This window comes from Streptomyces albidochromogenes, assembly GCF_005981925.1.
Taxonomy (GTDB): domain Bacteria; phylum Actinomycetota; class Actinomycetes; order Streptomycetales; family Streptomycetaceae; genus Streptomyces; species Streptomyces albidochromogenes.
Genome location: NZ_VBVX01000722.1, coordinates 1 through 617, shown reverse-complemented (window position 1 = coordinate 617; position 617 = coordinate 1). Strand labels below are relative to the sequence as shown.

Below are 617 nucleotides of genomic sequence, written 5' to 3'. Positions count from 1 at the left end.
GGGCCTAGGCTGAGCCGCATGACGCAGACCTTGCTCGACCAGGCCCTCGTCGAGGAGGCCACCAAGAAGTCCGGCCTCATCTGGGTACGAGGCACCGGTCCCGCCCGCTCGCTGTGGCACGTCTGGCACGACGGCGCCGCCTACGTCGTCGGAGACGGCCCCGGCGAGCAGCCGTTCCCCGGGCTGGCCGACGGTGCGAGCGCCGAAGTCACCGTACGCAGCAAGGACAAGGGCGGCCGGCTCGTCACCTGGACCGCCGCCGTCACCGAGCACCCGGCCGGTTCCGACCTCTGGGAGGCGGCCGTCGCGGAGCTCAAGGGCAAGCGCCTGAACGCGCCCGACGCCGAGCGGATGACCGAGCGCTGGGCCCGCGAGTGCCGCGTACTGCGCCTGGAGCCGCAGGGGGCGACCACCGGGCTGCCGGACGGGTCGCTCGCCGCCGCCCCGCTGCCGACCGGCGCGACGACGCGCCTTCCCGTACCGGCCGCGCTTCCCCGCCTCCTGCTGAAGCGGAAGGCGAAGAAGAGGAGCTAGGACGCGTCGGAACTCTTGGGGAGCTGGCCGCCGTAGTCGACCGTCTCCCCCTCGCCCGGTGCCTCCAGCGGGAACTCCTTGTC

1 protein-coding gene is annotated in these 617 nt (G+C 73.6%); it reads left to right on the top strand.

Annotation, left to right across the window (positions count from 1 at the left end):
- Positions 1-18 precede the first annotated feature (18 nt).
- Positions 19-534 carry a hypothetical protein gene (locus E2E34_RS34930; protein ID WP_138905794.1) on the top strand — a complete coding sequence of 172 codons (516 nt, stop codon included), beginning with the start codon at positions 19-21 and terminating at the stop codon, positions 532-534.
- Positions 535-617 lie beyond the last annotated feature (83 nt).